A 15,357-nucleotide genomic window follows, 5' to 3' on the forward strand; every position below is an offset into this window, starting at 1 on the left:
GATAACTGATGAGAAAGTTTCTGATAAAATTAGTGATGGGATATAAACGATTCATTTCACCACTTTTACCGGCGTCTTGTCGTTATTATCCGACATGTTCTACTTATATGATCGATGCTGTCAGAAAGCACGGAGCATTATTAGGTTTTGTAATGGGGTGTGCACGGATTTTACGTTGTCATCCTTTTGTCAAAGGTGGTTATGATCCGGTTTCTGATCATTTTACTATTTTTAGAAATAAGAGGGCGTCGAAAGATTATCGACGTTCTATGAATTTAAAGTAGTCGATCAAATAATTGAATCGGCTACTTTTATTTTTAGGAGGACAAAATGTCAAAGGGAAAGAAAAATATTGAAGTAACTTTAGATACACAAAACGTAAACGGTGAAGAACGCGAAGTTCTTTTTGTTGGTAAGCAAGAAGTTGGCTTTATCCGTCAAATGGATGAAGAAAAGTTCGAAGCTGTTTTCGATGAAGATAATGTATTTAAAGCCAAATCCTTAGACGAAGGAATTGAATTATTAATTAGCCAATACAACTTACACAAGGGCTAAAATGATTTAGAGGTGATTTGCAGTGTTTAATAGTGACAATGATAGCAATTCTTCTCGATTAGATTGGACAATCATAATTTGTGTGGCTCTTTTAGCATTGATTGGTGTTGGCGCAATATACGTTGCCGTAAATCATGATTCATATTCCGGAACAATCGTGAAGCAAATGATTACGCAGTTGGTATGGTATACAATCGGAACTGTAATAATCATAATCATTATGCAATTTGATTCTGAACAATTATGGAAAGTGGCACCAATTATTTACTGGGGAGCATTAACGTTACTGGCATCGTTACTTGTTTTGTACAGTAGATATTATTTTGTTCAAACAGGTGCCAAGAGTTGGTTCCAATTAGGTCCGTTGACCTTTCAGCCAGCCGAAATTATGAAACCAGCGTTTGTGGTTATGTTGGCAAGAGTGATTGTTGAACATAACAGAAACTACGCTGTTCACACATTAAAAACAGATGCACTGTTATTGGGGAAGATGATCCTATGGACATTACCAATCTGTGTGTTATTAAAAATTGAAAATGATTTCGGTACAATGCTTGTTTTCTTCGCCATGCTTGGTGGACTAGTTATTGTGTCTGGAATTACTTGGAGAATCATTGTTCCTGGAGTTGCTGCATTCGCAACAATTGGTGGGACTGCTTTAATTTTAGTTATTACTAGCGGTGGTAGAAAGATTTTGGAAGCATTAGGGTTTCAATCTTACCAATTCGATCGTGTTAACGATTGGTTGGACCCATCAAATCCTGAAAACCTAGCTGGTTCTGGTTACCAATTATGGCAAAGTATAAAAGCCGTTGGTTCTGGGGGATTCGGTGGGACTGGATTCAACGTATCTCACGTTTACGTGCCGGTTCGAGAATCAGATATGATTTTCTCAGTTATCGGTGAAAACTTTGGTTTCATCGGTGGTTTAGTTTTAATTGGTATCTACTTCGTTTTGATTTATCGAATGATTAAGGTTACATTTGAAACTAAGAACGTCTACTATGCATACATTTCAACTGGAATTATCATGATGATCTTATTCCATGTATTTGAAAATATTGGTATGAGTATTGGACTATTACCATTGACTGGTATTCCATTGCCATTCGTCAGTCAGGGTGGATCTGCCTTGATTGGTAACATGATAGGGATTGGATTAGTCATGTCAATGCAGTATCATAATTATGGGTACATGTTCAGTGCTAGCCGTGACTTCTCATAGCTAATGAATTGACAAGTACATTAAATAATTGTATACTTTATTAAAATTTGATTATAAGATGAGTAAGTAACTAATGAATATCACAGAGAGCTCGGTTGGTGAAAAAGAGTTATTTGTAGTTACCGAATATGGTCTTGATAAATAATCAGTTAGCGAAATTTGGGATAAACTAACATCGTCTGGCAAACGTTATATTGCTGAAGTATTAAAGATACTTATGAGGCTATTGTCGTGAGGCAATGGTGAATAAAAGGTGGTAACACGAGCTTTTCGTCCTTTACTGTTAAATCAGTAGGTGCGGAAGGCTTTTTTTATTTGAAAGTGAGGAGAAACAGTTTGATTAGATTTAAGAATGTTAATAAGAAATACAAACTTGATAAAAGCATCCTAACAGCTGTTAAAGACGTTAACCTAGAAATTAACGACGGTGAAATCTTTGGTATTATCGGTTACTCTGGTGCCGGTAAATCAACACTTGTTAGAATGTTAGATGGTCTAGAAGCCCCAACTTCTGGTTCTATCGAAATTAATGGTAAGGATATTGCGAAATTAAGTAGCAAGGAATTAAGATCACAACGTAAGAAGGTTGGTATGATTTTCCAACACTTTAACTTACTATGGTCTAGAACTATCCAACAAAATATTGAATTACCACTAGAAATTGCTGGTGTTGATAAAGAACAACGTCATCAAAAGGCAGAAAAGCTAATTGAATTAGTTGGTCTAAAGGGTCGTGAAAACGATTATCCTTCAGAACTATCCGGTGGGCAAAAACAACGTGTTGGGATTGCCAGAGCATTGGCTAATGACCCAGAAATTCTTATTTCTGATGAAGCTACTAGTGCGCTAGATCCACAAACAACCGATGAAATTTTGGACCTATTACTAGAAATCAACAAGAAGTTAAACTTAACTATTCTTTTGATTACTCACGAAATGCATGCCATTAGAAAGACAGCTTCAAAAGTTGCTGTTATGCAGGATGGTCAAGTTGTTGAAAATGGAAATGTTTACGACATTTTCCAAAACCCTCAACAAGACATCACTAAACGTTTCGTTAACGAAGATGACAATCCAAATGCTAAGGACTTGAGCATGACCGTAGACGAAATCATTAAGAACTATCCAAATGGTATGGTGATTAAGTTAACCTTCAAGGGTACTCAATCACAACAACCAGTTGTATCCCAAATGATTCGCGAATTTGATTCATTAGAATTAAACATCGTTGAAGGAAGCATTCATCAAACACAAGGTGGTTCAATCGGTTCACTAGTTCTACAACTACTAGGAACTCCTGAAGACCAAAACAAGGCTGTTGAATACTTGAAATCAGTAAACGTGGAAGCAGAGGTGATTAACCGTGGCTAATCAAGGAATTCAATCATACTTCCAATTCAATAACGTTAATTGGAGTGCAATGAGACAAGCAACATGGGAAACAGTTTGGATGACTGCTTTATCAATGATTATTGTTGCTGTATTAGGAATTATTTTAGGACTATTATTATTCGAAAGTCGTAACAAGTCTGGTTTTGGCTGGAAGATCATTAACTGGGTAGTATCATTCTTAGTTAACGTATTCAGATCAATTCCATTTATTATCTTAATCGTATTACTATTACCATTCACAAAGGACCTTGTAGGTACCATTATTGGACCTAAGGCCGCTATTCCATCACTAGTTATTTCAGCTGCTCCGTTCTACGCAAGAATGGTTGAAGCTAACTTTAGAGAAGTTGATGATGGTGTAATTGAAGCTGTTAAATCAATGGGTGGTACTAACTGGGACGTTATCTTTAAGGTGTTACTTCCGGAAAGTACACCTGCATTGATTGCCGGAGCAACTGTTACTGCCATTTCATTGATTTCATACACTGCAATGGCCGGTGCTATTGGTTCTGGTGGTCTAGGTTACCTAGCATACTTGGATGGTTTCCAATCAAATAACAACACTGTTACTTTAGTGGCAACCGTTATTATTTTAATTATTGTTCTAATCGTTCAAACAGTTGGAGACTTACTAGTTAAGAAAATCGACAAACGTACACTATAAGGGGGATATTAAAATGAAAAAGCTTTTATCCTTTGGTGGAATCGTTGTTTTATTCATCGTTTTACTATTACTAGGTCCTGGTAACTACAAGGCAAAGAACACAATTCGTATTGGGGCATCTAATATTCCTCATGCACAAATTCTTCGTCACATTGAACCAGAACTTAGAAAAAAGGGCATTAAGTTAGATATCGTTACTTTCCAAGACTACGTGCTACCTAACCGTGCATTAGCCGGAAAGCAACTAGATGCTAACTACTTCCAAACTCCAGCGTTCTTAGATCAATGGAACAAGGAATATGATGGCAATTTAGTAAACGTAGGAGCCGTTCACTTGGAACCAATTGGTATTTACTCCAAGAAGTACAAAAAGCTCTCAGACCTTAAAAATGGTGCTCATATCTTAGTAAGTAGTAATGCACCTGATTATGGTCGTATTCTTCAATTATTCCAACAAAACGGTTTAATTAAAATTAAGAAGGGTGTCAATATTACTCAAGCTAACTTCAGTGATATTGCTTATAATCCAAAACACTTGGTATTCCAAACTGGATACGAACCAAAGATTATGCCATTGATTTACAATAATGGTGAAGGTGATGCTGTGGCAATTAACTCTAATTACGCAGTTCAAGGTGGTTTACAACCTGATAAGCAAGCAATTGCTTTACAAAAGCCTGAAAAGAACTCACCATACTTCAATATTGTTGCCGTTAGAAATGGTGATCAAAACAGAAAAGACATCAAGGAATTGGTTAAGGTTTTACAATCTAAATCAACTCAAGAATGGATTAAAAAACATTACAAAGGTTCTGTGCTACCAGCTAAGAACTACTAATAAAAAAGCGTCTGAGACGCTTTTTTTTATTGACTTTTTTTGGGTTTGACTTTATAGTTAGTTACATAAGTAATTAACCAAAGATAGGCGGTGAAAAAGATGCAATTTGACTTTAATAGTCCGGAGCCCATTTTTATTCAGGTTGCCACTCAACTAGAGGATGCAATCTTTACCGGTGCTTTTCAAGAAGGTGCGCAAGTTCCGTCTACGACTGAAATTTCAAAGCAATTTAAGATTAATCCGGCAACAGTTCTCAAGGGGATGAACATGTTGGTTAATAATGATTTGTTAGAAAAACGTCGTGGACGTGGAACTTTTGTGAAGCAAGGGGCTCAAGAAATAATTATTAAGCAAAGACAGGAACATTTCTACAATGATTACATTTTGAATTTAATCAATGAATCAAAGAAATTGCATCTATCTGAAGACGATATTTTGACACTAGTAAAGAGAGGGTACGACAATGAGCAAGATCGAAGTTAAACATTTAGCTAAAAGTTTCAAGTTTGCAAAACAACCTCTATTGAATGAAGTTAATTTTAATTTAGAAGAAAACGAAATTTATGGATTATTCGGTGAAAACGGAGCCGGTAAATCAACACTAATGAGTATGATTGCTGATTACAATCGTCCATCAGCAGGACAAGTCCTTTTTGATGGCGAAGAAGTCCATGAAAATGATGAAGCTCTGAGTGAAATTTACTTCATGAATCAAGATGATATGTACACTAAAAAAGATAAGGTTTCTCAAATTTTTTCTTTTGTAGAATCAATGTATCAAGACTATGACGTGGACTTACAAGAAAAGTTAGTTAAGGAATTTAGGTTAGATGTTAACCAAAAGCTTAACAAGTTATCTACCGGTTATCAATCAATCGTTAAAATCATCATTTCACTATGTGTGCCTTGTAAGTTTATCATGTTGGATGAACCAACATTAGGTTTGGATGCCAGGAATCGTGAAATATTCCAAAGTAACTTGATTGAAACATACAGTGAAAATCCAAGAACCTTCGTCATTTCCACTCACATTATTGATGAAATTGACCGTATTATCAGTCACGTACTATTACTTCAAGACGGAGTAATTAAGATGAATGGAAGTATCGATGATGTATCATCAAAATCATACAGTATTTCTGGGCCTGCTGAAGATGTTAATAGCTATATCAATGGTGTTAAGGTATTGGATGAAGAACAATTGGGTCGTTACAAGACAGTTCACTTTATGGATCAACTTCCTGATAGAGAAGTTCCAGCATCCGTTGATATTGAAAAAATGAAACTACAAAAACTACTAGTATATATTATGGATAGGGGGAGACTATAGTGAAGACAAAAGCACTCGCAAAGCAATATTGTCATGATTTTATTCCATACATTTGGTATGGATTAGTCGTTTCTGTTGTTTATATCCTATTCGGTCTTTTATCAGCAGATGGGGCACCATCCATTGGATATCAATTAAAAGCCAGCTTTTTCATGGCACCTTATATCATTACTGTTGTCACAATGATTGGAATTAGTTTCAACTACAGACGATTTAAGTTGGCAATGCAGAGTGGGGTTTCACGTAAGACATTTTGGAAATCTAAGATGCTGTTTATCGTTAAAGCAACTCTTATCGTTAATGTAGTTAACGTGATTATTAGCTTCATAAACATGAAGCTAGGACCTAGTGAAACTTACTTGTACTACCAAGCATATGGAAAAGCGTTTAGTAATGTGTTTGCGCAATCAATTTCAATGTTTATTACAGACTATGTGGTATTGCTATTCATATTCGTTGCGATGAACACTTTTGGAACCATGACATCTTTAATGAATAAGATTGGTAAATCAATCTTTTACTCCATTGGGGTAGTTTGCTATATGTTCTTTACTAACTTATTAACTCAATATAGCTCACAAAGGCTAATCAGCAGATTTTATGCTCACATCAATGGCGATGCAATTTTTAACTTTATTTTTTCTATTGACGCCAAGGTTCCTAGACCATATCCATTAATCGGATTTATGATTATTTTGACTATTATTGCAGCATTATTTAATTTGTTATTCACCAAATTAGAACAAGTAAAAAGATAAAAAAGAATTCTTTAATCTATAAAACCATGTTATAATGTAGTTTCAAAGAATTATTGATAGGACGGTATAAAATGATGAAAAAGACTCATTTAGCATTACTTTTCGGTGGAGATTCATCAGAACATGATGTTTCAAAACGTTCAGCTCATAACATTTATGATGCGATGGATAAAGATAAGTACGATATTAGCTTATTCTTAATTACTAAGACAGGAATTATCTTAGATAATGAATCATCACACCGTGTGTTTGATGGTGAACCTGAAGATGCTGTGGTTGAAGAAGCTGTTAAGAACTTAGACTTCTCAGATCCATTGGCCCCAATTAAAAACTTATCAAAGACTAAGGATATTGACGTATTCTTCCCAATCGTTCATGGTAACTTGGGTGAAGACGGTACTATCCAAGGTCTTCTAAGATTACTACATAAGCCATACGTTGGTAGTGGTATCTTGGAATCAGCAATGGGCTTTGATAAAGACATTACTAAGAAGATGTTAAACCTAGCAGGAGTTAGAAACACTAACTACCATTTGATTACTCCTGACAACCAAGACCAATTCACTTACGCTAAACTACAAGCTGAATTCGGTGACGTAATCTTCTTGAAGCCAGCCAACCAAGGTTCATCAGTTGGTATTCACAAGGTAACAAACGAACAAGAATTTGAAGACGGACTAAAGGATGCATTCAGATACGACTACAAGATCCTAGCTGAACAAGCAATCAACGGTCCAGAAGAACTAGAAATCTCAATCTTAGGTAACGAAAAACCAATCGCTTCTCAAGTTGGTGCAATTCGTGTTCCTAAGGAAGACAAGTTCTACACTTACGACAACAAGTTCGTTGATGCTAGTCAAGTTAAGTTTGATATTCCTGTTGATATTCCAGAATCACTATCAGACGAAATCACTGATTTAGCATTACGCGGATACAAGGCATTAGGTCTAAAGGGACTAGCTCGTATTGACTTCTTAGTATCTAAGGAAGGTGTTCCTTACCTAGGAGAAGTTAACACATTACCTGGTTTCACAAACATTAGTCTATACCCACAACTATGGGAAGCTTCAGGTATCAGTTACACTGAACTAATCGATAGATTAATCGACTTAGCTTACAAAGAATTTGATCGTCGAAACAACATCATTCACGATTTCAAACCATTATCATAATAATAAAAAAAAGAGGTAATCATTTGGATTGTCTCTTTTTTTGTTGGAAAATTGTTTAAGAAAATATTAAATTAGCCGAAAAAATTTGCGTTTTTATACGTATGTAATAGAGTAAAAATCACCGAAAGGAATTATGAAATATGAAAAGATGTGCATGGGCTAGCGATAGCGCTGAAATGTTAGTTTATCACGATAAGGAATGGGGAGTTCCAAAGAAAAAAGTATCTGAATTATTTGAATGTTTAACACTAGAAATTTTTCAAGCTGGTTTATCATGGTCGACCGTTTTGCGTAAAAGAGAAGCATTTAGAGAAGATTTCTCTGATTTTGATGTTGAAAAAATTAGCCAGTTTAATGAGAAAGACATTGAAAGATTGATGAACGATGAATCGATTATTCGAAATCATGCCAAGATAATTTCCGCAATTCAAAATGCCAAAGCTTGTATAAATAATGATTTAGTTCAATTAACATGGGAACCATTTGATTTTACACAAATGGATGGACTAAACGATAATAATAAGGATGACATTAAAGAGTTCATCAAACCATACGTTAAACGATTTAAAGATGCCGGATTTAAACGTGTCGGACCAACAACACTATATTCATATTTTCAGTCAGTAGGGGTGATTAATGATCATGAAATAGATTGTTTTAGACATAAGGAATTAAATGATAGTTTTAAAGCGTGATTCAAAGAAAGGATTATAGAATGAATATTAACGGCACTTTAATCAAGAAGCGACGTAAAAGTTTAAACATAACTCAATGCCAATTAGCTAAACAAGTTGCTTGTACTCAACCTGTGATTTGTCAGATTGAAAACGGTAGCTATGACCACCAAATTAGTTTATATGTGATTAAAAACATCTGTAAGATATTGTTGCTAGATATTGATAAGGTAATTGAAAACGAGAAAAAAGTAGCCAGTTACGAAATTAATAGTATTCCATTTTGTGCAGCACTATGTATTCCAGATGAGATACAGGCAAAGTTAGATAAGTATGAAAACGACTTAGAAGATAAAGAAGACATCAAGTACTTCCAAATCATTCATGCTGCAGTTCAACTTAGTAAGCAAGATTACAGTGCATCGGTTGATGAACTCCAAAGACTTAACTATGACTTTTACGACAAAAATGAGGTTAGCATGCAAAAGATGGTGATTATGGGGATGCTTGCAATTGACTACTTTGCGATGAATAAATTCACCATTGCTTATCAATATGTTGTCGAGACAATTGAATTGACCAAACAAATGAGTAGATCAGACATTGAGGATATGCAGTTCTTGATTTTATACCGTGAACTTGATGCAATTTGTACAACACTGGACTTAAAGAGTGGTTCTAGTTATTTAAAGGAAATATCATGCCGTGCTTTTTACCGCAGTATCGTCGGTATTGAAAGTAAGGGGATTGATATTAAATTTGATAAGTTAGAACAACCCAACGGTGTTTTTGAATACTGGAAACAGTTTTTAAGTGAAAATAACCCATTATCAGTAAATGATGATTGGACTGTTGAATAAAAAAAGACCTGGATATTAATCCAGGCCTTTTTATTATTTTTCTACTTTGTTGTCTAAGTCTGATTTTACGATTAAAACATCACATTCTGCTACACGAGTTACGTATGAAGCAACTGAACCAATTAATAAACGTTCAGCAGCACTTTGTCCGTTGGCACCGATGATGATTAAATCAGTATTGAAACGATCAACTAAATCTCTTGAGATAATTGATTTAGGAGCACCGTATTCAATTGTGTAATCAACATTCTTAATTCCAGCATCTTGGGCTTTCTTTAAGTATTTTTCTAGTGAATCTTTAACACGGCTAGTAACGTCATCTAACATTGATGAGTCGAAATTAGCTAGGTTAGTGAATGATCGCGTATCGATTACGTGCACGATGTGTAGGTCAGCATCATTGTGTTTGGCAACTTCAATTGACTTGTTGAATGCTAACTTTGAGTTTTTTGAACCATCGATTGGAATCATAATTTGACTGTAATCTTGTAACATATTCTTTCACCTCAAACTATTTACTTGGTAAGGAAGGTAAGTAACATTAACTCCATCACCAATAACATTATACAACTTATTACCATGATAGTTGTAACGAAAAAGATATTTGGAATAAAAATTGCGATTGCTGAAAAGACAGCTAGGACGCAAAAGATAATCCCAAAAAACTTAACGATTTTACCCAATGTTTGATTATTTTCAGGATGTAGCATCATGAAAGGCTTATCTGTATGGGTTAAAAGGAAACGACCCATTGTCAATAATACAACTGTCGCTAATAATACTAGAATTCTAATTAACATTGCAGACTCCTATTTATCACGTTGTGCGTGAAGTAGTTTTTCGTATTGTTGTTTAAAGGTACTTTCAATCTTACCATTGGTTTTTGGTTCATAGTAAGTATCGTTTTTAATCTTAGTAGGTAAATACTGTTGTTTAACCCAATCATTTGGATAGTCATGGGCATATTTGTAATTGATACCATGGCCTAACTTCTTAGCACCTGAGTAGTGACTATCCTTTAGATGATCGGGAATATCACCATAGTTACCAGTACGAATCTTTGCAATCGCTGCATCAATCGCACGCATTGCGGTATTTGATTTTGGTGATAGACACAATTCGATAATGGCATTGGCTAGGGGAATTCTTGCTTCGGGAAAACCAACCTTGTTGGCAGCCTCGATGGCAGAAACGGTTCTAGCACAAGCAGCTGGATTAGCTAGACCTACATCTTCATATGCGATAACCATCAAACGACGACTAATGGAATTTAAGTCACCGGATTCAATCAAACGGCCGGCATAGTGAAGAGCAGCATTAACATCTGATCCACGAATTGATTTTTGAAAAGCTGAAACAACGTCATAGTGAGCATCACCATTTTTATCTTGTGTTAAAGCTTTTCTTTGTAGACATGATTCCACATCTTCTAACGAGATATGAATGATACCGTTGTCATCTGCGGTAGTTGATTTAGCTGCTAGTTCTAACGCATTTAAAGCACTTCTTAAGTCACCATTGGTGCTGGTTGATAGAAAGTGTAGTGCATTTTCAGCTAAGTCGATGTTCATATTACCCAGACCATTGTCTTTATCGGATAAAGCACGTTTAACAGCAGACTTAATATCATCTTCATTAAGAGGGTGTACCTCAAAGATTTGGGTTCTACTTCTAATGGCGGGATTGATATTAATGTATGGGTTTTCGGTAGTAGCACCGATTAGGATGATATTGCCACTTTCTAGTAGTGGTAATAAGAAGTCCTGTTTGGTTTTATCTAAACGATGAATTTCATCTAGTAGTAAGACGACCGTTCCAGACATCTTGGCTTCTTCAGCGACAATCTGTAAGTCTTTTTTTGTATCTGTTGCTGCATTTAATTGACGAAATGCATACTTAGTCGAACCCGCAATTGCACTGGCAATACTGGTCTTACCTGTTCCAGGAGGTCCATATAAAATCATTGATGATAAAATCTTTGCTTTTACCATTCGATCGATGATTTTACCAGGACCGACTAAGTCTTGTTGACCGACAACGTCTTCGATTTTCTTTGGACGCATACGGTATGCTAATGGATGCAATTTATCATCACCTTTATTTGAATATATTTTTTAACTTACCAAAAAATGATTGATTGGCTTGTTTGTCTTCAGAATCATTTGATGGATCTGTGGTTGTATCTTGTTGATTGTACTTTTCTTCAAAATCAACGGGATTAACGTTAATTGATTGACTGTTAGCGTAGACCACACCGTAGTTATCGGGTGCAGTACGGTAGAATGAGTCAGTTTTAATAACGAACTTGATGTTATTTTGTGATGCTAGTCTGATAAAAGGGGAGACTACATCGTGATCCAAGTTACCATTGATGATTAGTTGGTAGCTATTATTATTATCAAATTCTTTTTGAAGTGCATTGACCGCATTTGGATTTGATAGATCCTTGATTTGGATTGCTAGAGATACACGTTCTCTAAAGGTTCCTAGGTATCTACGTTGTTCATCTGGGTTAACCTTTGGAGTTCCACCCATGGATGATTGTTCTAAACGACTGCTTACATCATCTTCACTCATATTAATTGCTCCTTTTCATTTATGTCTTAGTACTATTTTATCATTAATTAAAAGAGGGTAGAAAAAAAGCGTTTTGCAAATGCAAAGCGCTTTTTTGGAGCAACAAGTATAACCAGAAATTATAGCTTGTTGTAGTATTCAACGATTAGTGATGCATCAATATCAGCATTCATTTCGTCACGTTGAGGTAATCTAGTTAGAGAACCTTCTAGTTTGTCAGCATCGAATGAAACGTATTGTGGACGACCAACAACAGCTTCAACGGCTTCCTTGATGATTTGTAGGTCTTTTGATTTTTCACGAACTGAAATAACTTGACCAACTTTTACTTCGTATGAAGGAATGTCAACACGTTTGCCATCAACAGTGATGTGACCGTGGTTAACTAATTGACGAGCTTGACGACGAGTAGTTGCTAAACCTAAACGGTAAACAACGTTGTCTAGTCTACGTTCTAGTAATACCATGAAGTTATCACCGTGACGACCTTCTCTAATCTTACCCGCACGAACGAATAATTTTGAGAATTGACGTTCAGTTAAACCGTACATGAAACGTAGCTTTTGCTTTTCCTTCAATTGAGTACCGTATTCTGATAGCTTACCGCGACGACCTTGACCGTGGTCACCTGGTGCGTATGGGCGACGAGCTAATTCTTTACCAGTACCTGAAAGTGAAATACCAAGACGACGAGAAATTCTCCAACTTGGACCTGTATATCTAGACATAAAAATATCCTCCAATAAAAATTATTATTTGGAGTAAAATAATCACTGTACACTTAGTATTCGTGCATATTGCTCTGCAATGTTCACCCCAGCAGCCGTGGGGGTACTAATTGAACCATTAAGGCATCAATATGTTGACGAGCTTACCGTGTACTGCTGCATTATTTTACACAAAAATTATTGTATGATTATTACCACTAATTGTCAATGGTTATGTGGCTTTCAAAGACTTTTACAAATTCTTCTAGCATTTCTTGATCTTCTTTTGAGAAACGATCAAAGATAGGGGCGTCAATATCTAAGACACCAAATCTGATTCCATCCTTTTCAATTGGGATGACAATTTCTGATTTACTATTTGAATCACAGGCAATGTGACCAGGAAAATCATTTACGTTTTCTACGCGGATAGTTTCGTTCTTATCAAATGCAGTACCACAAACACCGCTACCATTTTTTATGTGGACACAAGCGACCTTACCTTGGAAGGGACCTAAGATTAATTCGTTTTTATCATCTACATATGTGTAAAAACCGGTCCAGCTAACATCTGGAAGTTCTTGCATTAGTAGTGCAGAGGCATTTGCCATGTTGGCAACGTTGTTGTGTTCATCGGTTAACAACGCGTCTAACTGTTGTGCTAACATTGAATTGATTTTCATAATTGAAAACTCCCTTGTATATATTGATAATTAGGTATTTTAATAATTATCTCGTATGATATAATTGAATATAGTTAATTAGTTTATTATTAAAATATTAAAAATACAAATGTTTAATGCTATAAAAATTAGATTAAAATAAAAAGTTGTAAGGGGACAGATGTCAAAATGATTGATTTGGTTATTTTCATAATAGTAGTGCTTGTAATACTACTGTTAGCGACATTCTTTTATCGAAAGAATCTATTTAAACGACTTGACGGTCTGGAAAAGCAAAAGGCTAATCTAAAGGACGTAATGGTCGGAGACGAGTTGGAAGCAACTGGTAAAATTAAATTAAATGGTGAATCTTTCGACAAATTTAATGAATACAAAGAACAATATGAAAAAATTACCAATTCAGACTTAACAAGTATCAGAGATGATATGAGTGATGCAGAAGATTTCCTTAATAGTTACAAGCTATTATCAGCCAGCGTTACTATTGGTGACCTGGGGGATGCAATTGAAGTTGTTGATGGCAAGTTAAACGACATTCACGATGGCCTAAGTGAACTACAAGAAGTTGACAGTTTACACCGAAAGGCAATCGAAGATGTTGATAACACCATCAGAGAAATTAACCAACAATTGCTATCACAAAACTACTCATTTGGTCCAAGCAGCGACAAGCTTGAAGATAAGCTAAGCACTATCAAAGGTGTTTACGAAGAATTCGTTGCTGAAACTGAAAATGGTGATCAAAACAAAGCAGAAGAATTACTTGGTAAGATTAACAACTTGATCAATGAAATGAATGAATTAATGAAGATTATTCCTGATACATACGTTTCATTATCAAAGGAATTCCCAAGACAATTGGATGAAATTGAACGTGGTCATCGTACTATGATTCAAACTGATTACAACTTTGTTGAAGATGATATTGATGACACCATCAATACCCTAAAGGAATCATGCCAAGAAGGATTGAAGTCACTAGCTCAACTAGATATCCCAGAAACTAAGAAGACATGCACATACATTGAAGAAACAATTGATTCAATGTATGCCATCATGGAAAAAGAAATTGTTGCTAAGCGTAAGGTTAAGAAAAACATTAGCTTGGTATATGACTTTATCTTCCATGCTAAGAACCAAAACCGCATTCTAAGTGATGAATTAGAAGGTTTAAGCAAGAACTACAACTTAGAACATGATGAAATTGAAAACACTGCTGAATTAGCTGATAAAATCAGTAAGATTGAAACAATCTACAACAATGATTACGATGCAATCAACGGTAACAAGGCAGTATATTCTGTCATTCAAAAACATCAACAAGATGCTAAGCAAGAACTAAGCTCAATTGAAAAACAACAAAAAGACATCAATGATTCTGTTGCTGAACTAAGCAAGGAAGAAAGAGTTGCTAGAGATAGTCTTCAAAAGTTTGATTTACAACTATTAAACATCAGAAGACGAATTGATAACCTAAACCTTCCTGGTTTAACTGAAGACTTCTTAGAACGTTATGATTACGTATACAACGAAGTTTCAAACCTATCAGCATCAATCAATCAGGTGAAGATTAGTATGGATGAGATTAACCAAAAATTGGCTAACATCTCAGACACAATGGATCACTTGTTATCCGATACTGAAAACATTGTCGATAGTGCAATGCTATCAGAACGTTTGATGCAATTCGCCAACCGTTATAAGAATGCCAACGAAGATTTAAACGCTGCCTGTGCACAAGCTAAGGACTACTTTGATAATCGTTATCAATACGAAAAGAGTCTAGCTACTATGGCTGCTGCAATCGAAAAGGTTAATCCAGGTGCTTACAAGCAAATGGAAACTGAATACTATAACGAAAAGAAAACAACCAAATAAAATAAAGAAGTAACTTTGATGTCATTCAAACGTTACTTCTTTTT

Annotated in this window: 19 protein-coding genes; 13 read left to right on the forward strand and 6 right to left on the reverse strand. The window is 35.4% G+C overall.

Translation table 11 applies throughout. The features are described 5' to 3' along the window. Positions 1 to 8 precede the first annotated feature (8 nt). The 12 genes from yidD (at position 9) to OEZ61_RS01940 (ending at position 9,468) form a co-directional block, all read left to right on the forward strand. Positions 9 to 284, forward strand: coding sequence for a membrane protein insertion efficiency factor YidD (gene yidD, locus OEZ61_RS01885; protein WP_080768519.1), 276 nt, complete (start codon positions 9 to 11; stop codon positions 282 to 284). A 46-nt stretch (positions 285 to 330) separates the two neighbouring features. Further along, positions 331 to 555 carry a DUF2969 domain-containing protein gene (locus OEZ61_RS01890; RefSeq protein WP_053791633.1) on the forward strand — a complete coding sequence of 75 codons (225 nt, stop codon included), beginning with the start codon at positions 331 to 333 and terminating at the stop codon, positions 553 to 555. 22 nt (positions 556 to 577) lie between these two features. Then, positions 578 to 1,780 carry an FtsW/RodA/SpoVE family cell cycle protein gene (locus OEZ61_RS01895; protein WP_041152742.1) on the forward strand — a complete coding sequence of 401 codons (1,203 nt, stop codon included), beginning with the start codon at positions 578 to 580 and terminating at the stop codon, positions 1,778 to 1,780. A 336-nt stretch (positions 1,781 to 2,116) separates the two neighbouring features. Next, entirely contained in the window at positions 2,117 to 3,151 is a 1,035-nt protein-coding gene (locus OEZ61_RS01900; RefSeq protein ID WP_198178171.1) for a methionine ABC transporter ATP-binding protein, read from the forward strand. After that, positions 3,144 to 3,836, forward strand: a complete 693-nt coding sequence (locus OEZ61_RS01905; protein WP_041152740.1) for a methionine ABC transporter permease — start codon at positions 3,144 to 3,146, stop codon at positions 3,834 to 3,836. Before OEZ61_RS01900 ends, OEZ61_RS01905 begins: the two co-directional genes overlap by 8 nt. A 13-nt stretch (positions 3,837 to 3,849) precedes the next feature. Beyond that, positions 3,850 to 4,674: a MetQ/NlpA family ABC transporter substrate-binding protein gene (locus tag OEZ61_RS01910; RefSeq protein ID WP_041152739.1), complete on the forward strand. Its 825-nt coding sequence runs from the start codon at positions 3,850 to 3,852 to the stop codon at positions 4,672 to 4,674. Positions 4,675 to 4,773: 99 nt separating this feature from the next. Then, on the forward strand, positions 4,774 to 5,157 hold the full coding sequence (locus OEZ61_RS01915) for a GntR family transcriptional regulator (RefSeq protein ID WP_041152738.1): 384 nt from the start codon (positions 4,774 to 4,776) through the stop codon (positions 5,155 to 5,157). Next, positions 5,138 to 6,004, forward strand: coding sequence for an ABC transporter ATP-binding protein (locus tag OEZ61_RS01920; protein WP_057197661.1), 867 nt, complete (start codon positions 5,138 to 5,140; stop codon positions 6,002 to 6,004). Before OEZ61_RS01915 ends, OEZ61_RS01920 begins: the two co-directional genes overlap by 20 nt. Next, on the forward strand, positions 6,004 to 6,762 hold the full coding sequence (locus tag OEZ61_RS01925; RefSeq protein WP_198178170.1) for a hypothetical protein: 759 nt from the start codon (positions 6,004 to 6,006) through the stop codon (positions 6,760 to 6,762). The genes OEZ61_RS01920 and OEZ61_RS01925 overlap by 1 nt, the downstream gene beginning before the upstream one ends. Positions 6,763 to 6,833: 71 nt before the next feature. Further along, complete coding sequence (locus OEZ61_RS01930) at positions 6,834 to 7,934, forward strand: D-alanine--D-alanine ligase family protein (RefSeq protein ID WP_041152735.1); 1,101 nt, start codon at positions 6,834 to 6,836, stop codon at positions 7,932 to 7,934. Positions 7,935 to 8,074: 140 nt separating this feature from the next. After that, the gene (locus OEZ61_RS01935; RefSeq protein ID WP_198178169.1) at positions 8,075 to 8,629 is read left to right on the forward strand and encodes a DNA-3-methyladenine glycosylase I; all 555 of its coding nucleotides are present in this window, start codon (positions 8,075 to 8,077) and stop codon (positions 8,627 to 8,629) included. Between the two features lie 20 nt (positions 8,630 to 8,649). Beyond that, positions 8,650 to 9,468: a helix-turn-helix transcriptional regulator gene (locus OEZ61_RS01940; protein ID WP_290046767.1), complete on the forward strand. Its 819-nt coding sequence runs from the start codon at positions 8,650 to 8,652 to the stop codon at positions 9,466 to 9,468. Positions 9,469 to 9,501: 33 nt separating this feature from the next. On the opposite strand, the gene OEZ61_RS01945 is transcribed toward OEZ61_RS01940, so the two are convergent. The 6 genes from OEZ61_RS01945 to OEZ61_RS01970 all read right to left on the reverse strand — a co-directional run bounded on the left by OEZ61_RS01945 (position 9,502) and on the right by OEZ61_RS01970 (position 13,435). Continuing rightward, positions 9,502 to 9,963, reverse strand: coding sequence for a universal stress protein (locus OEZ61_RS01945; protein ID WP_034534352.1), 462 nt, complete (start codon positions 9,961 to 9,963; stop codon positions 9,502 to 9,504). A 20-nt stretch (positions 9,964 to 9,983) separates the two neighbouring features. Then, complete coding sequence (locus OEZ61_RS01950; RefSeq protein WP_041152732.1) at positions 9,984 to 10,268, reverse strand: hypothetical protein; 285 nt, start codon at positions 10,266 to 10,268, stop codon at positions 9,984 to 9,986. Between the two features lie 9 nt (positions 10,269 to 10,277). Continuing rightward, the gene (locus OEZ61_RS01955) at positions 10,278 to 11,531 is read right to left on the reverse strand and encodes a replication-associated recombination protein A (protein WP_198178191.1); all 1,254 of its coding nucleotides are present in this window, start codon (positions 11,529 to 11,531) and stop codon (positions 10,278 to 10,280) included. 34 nt (positions 11,532 to 11,565) lie between these two features. Next, the gene (locus tag OEZ61_RS01960; RefSeq protein WP_057197669.1) at positions 11,566 to 12,045 is read right to left on the reverse strand and encodes a YueI family protein; all 480 of its coding nucleotides are present in this window, start codon (positions 12,043 to 12,045) and stop codon (positions 11,566 to 11,568) included. Between the two features lie 119 nt (positions 12,046 to 12,164). Further along, a complete protein-coding gene (gene rpsD, locus OEZ61_RS01965; protein WP_034534348.1) occupies positions 12,165 to 12,773 on the reverse strand; it encodes a 30S ribosomal protein S4 in 609 nt (202 codons plus the stop codon). A gap of 197 nt (positions 12,774 to 12,970) precedes the next feature. Continuing rightward, a complete protein-coding gene (locus OEZ61_RS01970) occupies positions 12,971 to 13,435 on the reverse strand; it encodes a GAF domain-containing protein (protein WP_034532106.1) in 465 nt (154 codons plus the stop codon). Between the two features lie 168 nt (positions 13,436 to 13,603). Here OEZ61_RS01970 and OEZ61_RS01975 point away from each other — a divergent pair, with 168 nt between their 5' ends. Beyond that, complete coding sequence (locus tag OEZ61_RS01975; protein ID WP_080719874.1) at positions 13,604 to 15,313, forward strand: septation ring formation regulator EzrA; 1,710 nt, start codon at positions 13,604 to 13,606, stop codon at positions 15,311 to 15,313. Positions 15,314 to 15,357: the final 44 nt, after the last annotated feature.

This window comes from Apilactobacillus sp. EABW-1NA, from assembly GCF_030398685.1.
Classification (GTDB): domain Bacteria; phylum Bacillota; class Bacilli; order Lactobacillales; family Lactobacillaceae; genus Apilactobacillus; species Apilactobacillus waqarii.

What these genes read in the sequence shown, in the direction of transcription:
- rpsD (WP_034534348.1), bottom strand. Translation starts at nt 12,773, where the DNA reads ATGTCTAGATATACAGGTCCAAGTTGGAGAATTTCTCGTCGTCTTGGT.
- OEZ61_RS01970 (WP_034532106.1), bottom strand. Translation starts at nt 13,435, where the DNA reads ATGAAAATCAATTCAATGTTAGCACAACAGTTAGACGCGTTGTTAACC.
- OEZ61_RS01935 (WP_198178169.1), top strand. Translation starts at nt 8,075, where the DNA reads ATGAAAAGATGTGCATGGGCTAGCGATAGCGCTGAAATGTTAGTTTAT.
- OEZ61_RS01950 (WP_041152732.1), bottom strand. Translation starts at nt 10,268, where the DNA reads ATGTTAATTAGAATTCTAGTATTATTAGCGACAGTTGTATTATTGACA.
- OEZ61_RS01920 (WP_057197661.1), top strand. Translation starts at nt 5,138, where the DNA reads ATGAGCAAGATCGAAGTTAAACATTTAGCTAAAAGTTTCAAGTTTGCA.
- OEZ61_RS01955 (WP_198178191.1), bottom strand. Translation starts at nt 11,531, where the DNA reads ATGCGTCCAAAGAAAATCGAAGACGTTGTCGGTCAACAAGACTTAGTC.
- OEZ61_RS01960 (WP_057197669.1), bottom strand. Translation starts at nt 12,045, where the DNA reads ATGAGTGAAGATGATGTAAGCAGTCGTTTAGAACAATCATCCATGGGT.
- OEZ61_RS01945 (WP_034534352.1), bottom strand. Translation starts at nt 9,963, where the DNA reads ATGTTACAAGATTACAGTCAAATTATGATTCCAATCGATGGTTCAAAA.
- OEZ61_RS01940 (WP_290046767.1), top strand. Translation starts at nt 8,650, where the DNA reads ATGAATATTAACGGCACTTTAATCAAGAAGCGACGTAAAAGTTTAAAC.
- OEZ61_RS01910 (WP_041152739.1), top strand. Translation starts at nt 3,850, where the DNA reads ATGAAAAAGCTTTTATCCTTTGGTGGAATCGTTGTTTTATTCATCGTT.
- yidD (WP_080768519.1), top strand. Translation starts at nt 9, where the DNA reads ATGAGAAAGTTTCTGATAAAATTAGTGATGGGATATAAACGATTCATT.
- OEZ61_RS01890 (WP_053791633.1), top strand. Translation starts at nt 331, where the DNA reads ATGTCAAAGGGAAAGAAAAATATTGAAGTAACTTTAGATACACAAAAC.
- OEZ61_RS01915 (WP_041152738.1), top strand. Translation starts at nt 4,774, where the DNA reads ATGCAATTTGACTTTAATAGTCCGGAGCCCATTTTTATTCAGGTTGCC.
- OEZ61_RS01975 (WP_080719874.1), top strand. Translation starts at nt 13,604, where the DNA reads ATGATTGATTTGGTTATTTTCATAATAGTAGTGCTTGTAATACTACTG.
- OEZ61_RS01930 (WP_041152735.1), top strand. Translation starts at nt 6,834, where the DNA reads ATGATGAAAAAGACTCATTTAGCATTACTTTTCGGTGGAGATTCATCA.